Genomic DNA, 6,887 nt, shown 5'->3' with positions numbered 1-6,887 from the left:
ATTTAAGGATATTGCGGGAGGCCAATGATGCCATACCGGGGGAAGTGATCTCCCAGAAGATTTCAAACCTTGAACATGTGATCCGCAGGATTTTTGAATCGGTTTCCAAACATCCTGGGCGGATCGGGGAAATGGAGCGATTTATGGAATATTACCTTCCCACAACGGTAAAACTGGTAAATGCGTACCGGGATTTTGACAGCGTGGGTACTCAGGGTGCCAATATTTCTTCCGCAAAGGCGGAGATAGAGAGAACTCTTGACACGATAAACCAGGCCTTTGAGCGGCTGCTTGATGATCTTTATCAGGATGCTGCTTTGGATGTTTCTACAGATGCATCGGTGATCCAGACGATGTTAAAAAAGGATGGCTGGGCGGAAAGTGATTTTACAGGAGGTATGAAGAATGAGTAAGGATATTGAAGAGATGTTAAAGGAAGCTCCGGAACTGACCCTGTCTCCTCTTGGGGCCGGCGGAATGGAAGAAACCCAGCTGGTGCAGACAGAAAGCGTTCTTAAAGTGGTGGAGGAAGTGCCGGCAGCTGACTTAACGCCGGAAGAAGAAAGACGAGTGGCTGACTTTGCGGAAAAGATCGATTTAAAGGATTCCAATCTGATTCTTCAGTATGGAGCCGGAGCCCAGAAAAAGATTGCCGATTTTTCAGAAGCAGCTCTTGATAATGTAAAATCCAAGGATCTGGGGGAAGTTGGTCAGATCCTGTCAGACGTGGTTGTTGAGCTTAAGAGCATCGAGGTGGAGGAAGAAGAAAAGGGTCTTTTCGGCTTTTTCAAAAAAAGCGTAAACCGGGTGGAAGGCATTAAGGCAAAGTACGCCAAGGCTGAAACCAATGTAAACCAGATCTGCAAGGTCCTTCAGAACCATCAGATCCAGCTGTTAAAGGACATTGCTCTTCTGGATAAAATGTATGATTTAAATACCACGTATTTTAAAGAACTTACCATGTATATTATGGCTGGAAAACGGAAGCTTGCCAGGGTGCAGCAGGAAGAGCTGCCGGCACTTTTAGAGAGGGCGGCGAAAAGCGGACTTCCGGAAGATGCCCAGGCAGCCAATGACCTGTCATCCATGCTGAACCGTTTTGAGAAGAAGCTTCATGACCTGGAGCTTACCCGCATGATATCCATTCAGATGGCGCCTCAGATCCGTCTGGTCCAGAACAATGACACCTTAATGACGGAAAAGATACAGTCCACACTGGTGAATACCATTCCTCTTTGGAAGAGCCAGATGGTGCTTGCCATCGGGATCAGCCATTCCGAGCAGGCGGCAAAGGCCCAGCGGGAAGTGACAGATATGACCAATGATCTTTTAAAGAAGAATGCAGAGGTATTAAAAACCGCAACCATTCAGACGGCAAAGGAATCAGAACGTGGAATCGTGGATATGGAGACACTTAAGAAGACCAATGAATCCTTGATAACGACTTTGGATGAAGTGGTCCGGATCCAGGCGGATGGCAGGACGAAACGCCGGGAAGCAGAAGTAGAGTTAAGCCGGATGGAAGGGGAGCTTAAGTCCAAGCTTTTACAGCTTAGCAAATAACAGAGGCAAAAAGACTTACAATAGAAAATTAATTTTTCTGTTGTAAGTCTTTTTTAGTCGTGCTATAATAACATAACACTTCACCGTGACACATTATCAGAGCACGGTATGTGATTTTAATGCAAAGGAATGATGATAGATGGGGTTAGACCTATAAAAACTACGTTGTTCATTGTCAAAAGATACAGCGTGATTTATCGACTCCAAAGCCTGTGTTAAGTTTTTTCTGGTTCAAGAACAGATCCGGCAATCGCCGGACAAAGCAGACGATTACATGATTATGGAGGAGATAAAATATGTTGAATTATCAAAGATATAAAAGAGTACCGGTAGTCACCTATCCGGAAAGACAATGGCCGTGCAATGAGATTAAGAAGGCGCCGATCTGGTGCAGCGTTGATTTAAGGGATGGAAACCAGGCCCTTACGGAGCCCATGGTTGTGGAAGAGAAGATCGAGATGTTTGATCTCCTGGTCCGGTTGGGTTTTAAGGAGATTGAGGTCGGTTTTCCGGCAGCTTCCCAGATTGAATATGATTTCTTAAGGCAGCTTGTGGAACGAAAGCTGATTCCTGATGATGTGGTCATTCAGGTCCTGGTTCAGTGCCGGGAGCATTTGATCAAGAGGACCTTTGAAGCTCTCCAGGGAGTTAAGAAGGCAATTGTGCATATCTACAATTCCACTTCAACCCTTCAGCGGGATGTGGTTTTCGGTAAGGGCCGGGATGAAATCAGAGAGATCGCCGTAAAGGGTACGGAATGGGTGAAGCAGTATATGCAGGGCTTTGATGGAGACGTGGTTCTTGAATATTCTCCGGAAAGCTTTACAGGAACAGAGCTGGATTTTGCTTTGGAAATTTGTACGGCTGTCCAGGAAACCTGGGGCGCAACACCGGATAAGAAAATTATCTTTAACCTCCCTTCCACCGTGGAGATGAATACTCCTAACGTTTATGCGGATCAGATCGAATGGATGAATACTCATTTTAAGGACCGTGACAGTATTATTTTAAGCGTTCACCCTCACAATGACCGGGGAACCGGAATCGCGGCTACGGAGCTTGCTCTGCTGGCAGGAGCCGACCGGGTGGAAGGCACGCTTTTAGGAAACGGCGAACGGACCGGGAATGTAGATATTTTGACGGTCGCATACAACATGTTCTCTCACGGGATCAATCCGGAGCTTCACATTGAGAATATTCGTGAGATCGTTGACATATATGAACGATGCACCAAGATGGAAGTGGAGCCAAGACATCCATATGCAGGAAAGCTTGTCTTTACCGCCTTTTCCGGATCCCACCAGGATGCCATCAACAAAGGCATGCAGGCCATGCGGGATAGAAAGAATACTTACTGGGAGGTTCCTTACCTGCCCATTGATCCATCAGATATCGGCAGGCAGTATGAGCCTATCGTGCGGATCAACAGCCAGTCCGGCAAGGGCGGCGTAGCCTTTGTCATGGATACCTTCTATGGCTTCAAGCTTCCAAAGGGTATGCATAAGGAGTTCGCAGATGTGATCCAGGCGATTTCTGAAAAGCAGGGTGAGGTTGCTCCTGAGCAGATTATGGATGAGTTTAAGAGCAATTACACGGAGAAGAAAGAACCGATCCATTTCCGCAAGGCACAGATCACGGAAGCAGAAGATGATACACCCTTCTCAACAGCTGCTAAAATCCGCTATACTGATCATGGTGTTGAGAAAATCTTCGAGGGTGTTGGTAACGGACCTATTGATGCGGTACAGAAGGGGCTTGAAAAAGAACTTGGCATTGAGATCCGGGTTCTTGACTACTACGAACATGCCCTTGCTTCCGGTTCCGGAGCACAGGCGGCTTCCTATATTCACCTCTTAGATGTGAAGACAGGAAAAGCAACCTATGGTGTTGGAATCAGCTCCAACATTACAAGAGCGTCTATCCGCGGAATCTTCAGCGCAGTCAACCGGTTATTCTATTCATAAAATAAAGAGCCAGCCTTTGAGAAAAGGCTGGCTCTATTTTTATGTTTTGGCGTAAAACTTAAATCAGATTTTTGCAGTTGATTCCCTGATCACCAGATCTGCATCCAGGATCAGTGATTTTGGGGAGCTGGAGGGGTTTTCCATCATTTCCAGGAGCATCTCACAGGCAGTATACCCAAGCTGCAGGCAGGGCTGGTTGACCGTTGTGATGGAAGGACAGGTCATAGTGGAAAATTCAATGTTATCAAAACCCACCACCATGATGTCCTTGGGAACATTAAGTTTAAAACGTTTTGCAGCCCGGATGACGGCAGCCGCAAATATATCGGAGACCACAAAGAAGGCATTGGGCCTTGGCTCACTGTTTAATAAACGGCAGATGGCAGCATAAGCCATCTGGTAGTTGATCTCCGGAAGCTGTATGATCCAGTTTTGAGGGACAGAGATTTCCGCCTTTTTTAAGGCGCTCAAATATCCCTCCTGCCGCTTTACCGCATATTTAAAGCTTAAAGGCCCATTGATGAGGGCGATCTTATTGCAGCCGCAATGATAGAGATATCCGGTGGCTGCCTCTGCAGCGGAGAAATCGTCAATGCTGACATAGGGGTATCCTGCGGCGTCTTCGTTGTATTCGCAGCACTGCACCAGAGGAGTGATGGCGCGTATCTGTTTTAACTGTTCTTCCGATGCCCGGTTCAAAAGGATGGAACCGGCGGCGTTGACCCGGTGGAGCAGATTGCAGAAATTGCGGATGGATCCCCGGTCCAAAGGCGATTCATTGATGAGTAGATGACAGCCATGGGCTTTTGCCGAGACTCTGGCCCCTTTTATGACCTCCTGATAGAAAACATTTTCAATTCCCGGAATATTCAGAACGATCAGCGGCTGTTCTTCAATGGAGGGCGGAGCGGTGGATTCAAAGGCATATCCAAGAGCAGCCATAGCGCTTTCTACCCGTTTGGCGGTATCTGCCTTGACCTGCTCCCTGTGATTTAACACACGGGAGACCGTGGCCGGTGAAACTCCCGCCTGTCTTGCAATTTTTTCTATTGTAATTTTTTCCTGTTTCATTCCCCTGTTCTTCCTTTGCTTTGTTCTTACTTTTGTTTATATCATGAGAAAGGCTTATTGTAAATATAAAGTTTTCATAGTTATGAAAAGTTTTCAGAAAAATATGAGAGCAATTGTGCAGATTGATTATATTATCACAATAGAAACTGGATATAACATGGAAAAACTATTAATAACGACCAAAAACTTGAAAATAAAGCAAGAAAATGTTAAAATCACCTTGAAAAAATGAAAGAAATGAAAAGCATTATGAAAGCCAATCGGAAGAGGAAGGAACATGCTATGAAGGTAGGAATCATTGGGTGCGGAAGGGTCGCACAGACAAGACATATCCCTGAATACGGGGCGCATCCCGGGGCCCAGATTGCAGGCTATTATGATTTCAACGAGGAACGGGCAAGGGAGCTGGCTGCTGTTTACGGCGGAAAGGTATATGATTCTGCAGGTGCTTTACTGGCTGACCGGGGAATCGATGCGGTGAGTATATGTACGGCCAATCATACGCATGCGGAAATTACCATCAAGGCCCTTCGGTCGGGAAAGCATGTACTTTGTGAAAAACCCATGGCTGTAAGCCTTGAGGAATGTAAAGCAATGGTACACGCGGCAGCAGAGAACAACCGGCAGCTGATGATCGGGCAAAATCAGAGATTTGCCAAAGCTCATGTTCGGGCAAAGGAGCTTCTTTTAGCAGATACGATCGGAAAGGTCCTCACATTTAAGACCACATTCGGGCATGGCGGGCCGGAAACCTGGAGCATCGATGGGGCCAACAGTTGGTTTTTTGATAAAGACAGGGCTTCCATGGGAGCCATGGCTGATCTGGGAGTTCATAAGACGGATTTGATCCAATATCTTCTGGGCCAGAAAGTCATAGCTGTGACTGCCCGGCTGCTGACTCTGGATAAGAGATATGAGTCAGGAGAGCTGATCGGTGTGGATGATAATGCCATCTGCATCTATGAGATGGAAGATGGTGCCATAGGAACCATGACAGCCAGCTGGACTTATTATGGCAGGGAAGATAATTCTACAGTTCTTTATGGGACCAAGGGGATCATGAAGATTTATGACGATCCGGAACACTCCATTTCCGTGGTTTTGAAAAATGGAGAGAGGATCTTATACGACATTGATAAGATACAGACCAATGACAATCAGACAAAATCCGGGATTATTGATGCATTTGTGGATGCCCTGGAGGCGGGGACGGAGGTGCCGGTCAGCGGGGCCGATGTATTAAGCGCCATGGAAGCTGTGTTTGCCTGCCTGGAGTCTGGCAGAGAGAAACGAAGGATCGCCATTGGGAAAAAGGAGGAAAGGTAGCATGAAACTGGGATTTGTCAGTGCGATTCTGGCTGAGTGGACTTTTGAGGAAATGATCGATACGGCGGCTGCCATGGGCTTTCAGTGCGTGGAAGTGGCTTGCTGGCCCCAGGGAAAGGCAGAACGCAGATATGCGGGAGTCAGTCACATTGATGTGGCCGGATTAACAGAGGAAAAGGCGGAGTACATAAGAAACTACTGCAAAGAACGGAATGTGTATATTTCCGCCCTTGCTTTTTATCCCAACGTGATGGAAGAGGATGAGGAAAAAAGGCAGGTCAATATCTCCCATCTTAAGAAGGTGATCGATGCCAGCGCCGTCCTGGGTGTTCGCCTGGTGACCACATTTATCGGCAGGGACCAGACAAAGACCGTGGAAGAGAACTTAGAGCTGGTGAAAGAAATATGGCCGCCCATTCTTGCCCATGCAGAGGAAAAAAAGGTGCGGATCGCCATTGAGAACTGCCCTATGCTGTTTGGCAGGGAGCAGTGGCCCGGCGGGCAGAACCTGATGACATCGCCGGCGATCTGGGAAAAGATATTTGAAATCCTGCCCAATGAAAATCTTGGGATCAATTATGACCCTTCCCATTTTGTCTGGCAGATGATGGATTATATTAAGCCTCTTTACCAGTTTAAGAATAAGATTTTTCATGTCCATTATAAGGACATTAAATTGTTTGAGGATGAGTTAAAAAAGGTGGGGACCATGGCATATCCTCTGGATTATATGTCGCCAAAGCTTCCCGGCCTTGGGGATGTGAACTGGGGAAAATATGTCAGCGCATTAACGGATATCGGTTACGACGGATTCACCTGCATCGAAGTAGAGGACAGGGCGTTTGAGGGCACCAGGGAAAAGATCCTGGACAGTCTGAAACTGTCTAAGAAGTATATGGACCAGTTTATCATTTAGGTTAAGGCAGCAAAAATGCTTTGATAGAGAAGGAAAATGTAAAAGGA

At 46.7% G+C, this 6,887-nt stretch carries 6 protein-coding genes; 5 read left to right on the top strand and 1 reads right to left on the bottom strand.

Annotated elements, in window-relative coordinates; translation table 11 throughout:
• From RT269_RS22830 to leuA, 3 genes are all read left to right on the top strand, one after another.
• Nucleotides 1-413, top strand: a 413-nt coding sequence (locus RT269_RS22830; RefSeq protein WP_313186081.1) for a 5-bromo-4-chloroindolyl phosphate hydrolysis family protein, incomplete at its 5' end; no start/stop codon positions are given.
• Nucleotides 406-1,563, top strand: a complete 1,158-nt coding sequence (locus RT269_RS22825) for a toxic anion resistance protein (RefSeq protein ID WP_313186080.1) — start codon at nucleotides 406-408, stop codon at nucleotides 1,561-1,563. The genes RT269_RS22830 and RT269_RS22825, both read left to right, overlap by 8 nt.
• A 296-nt stretch (nucleotides 1,564-1,859) precedes the next feature.
• Entirely contained in the window at nucleotides 1,860-3,527 is a 1,668-nt protein-coding gene (gene leuA, locus RT269_RS22820) for a 2-isopropylmalate synthase (RefSeq protein ID WP_313186079.1), read from the top strand.
• 63 nt (nucleotides 3,528-3,590) lie between these two features.
• On the opposite strand, the gene RT269_RS22815 is transcribed toward leuA, so the two are convergent.
• Complete coding sequence (locus RT269_RS22815) at nucleotides 3,591-4,598, bottom strand: LacI family DNA-binding transcriptional regulator (protein WP_313186078.1); 1,008 nt, start codon at nucleotides 4,596-4,598, stop codon at nucleotides 3,591-3,593.
• Between the two features lie 282 nt (nucleotides 4,599-4,880).
• On the opposite strand from RT269_RS22815, the gene RT269_RS22810 reads away from it, so the two are divergent.
• Nucleotides 4,881-5,924, top strand: coding sequence for a Gfo/Idh/MocA family protein (locus RT269_RS22810; RefSeq protein WP_313186076.1), 1,044 nt, complete (start codon nucleotides 4,881-4,883; stop codon nucleotides 5,922-5,924).
• Nucleotide 5,925: 1 nt separating this feature from the next.
• Nucleotides 5,926-6,840, top strand: coding sequence for a sugar phosphate isomerase/epimerase family protein (locus tag RT269_RS22805; protein WP_313186074.1), 915 nt, complete (start codon nucleotides 5,926-5,928; stop codon nucleotides 6,838-6,840).
• Nucleotides 6,841-6,887: the final 47 nt, after the last annotated feature.

Origin of the sequence: Lacrimispora sp., from assembly GCF_032078915.1 — a bacterium.
Lineage (GTDB): Bacteria > Bacillota > Clostridia > Lachnospirales > Lachnospiraceae > Lacrimispora.
The sequence above is the reverse complement of the archived record's forward strand: the minus strand, read 5'-3'. Positions and strand labels throughout refer to the sequence as shown.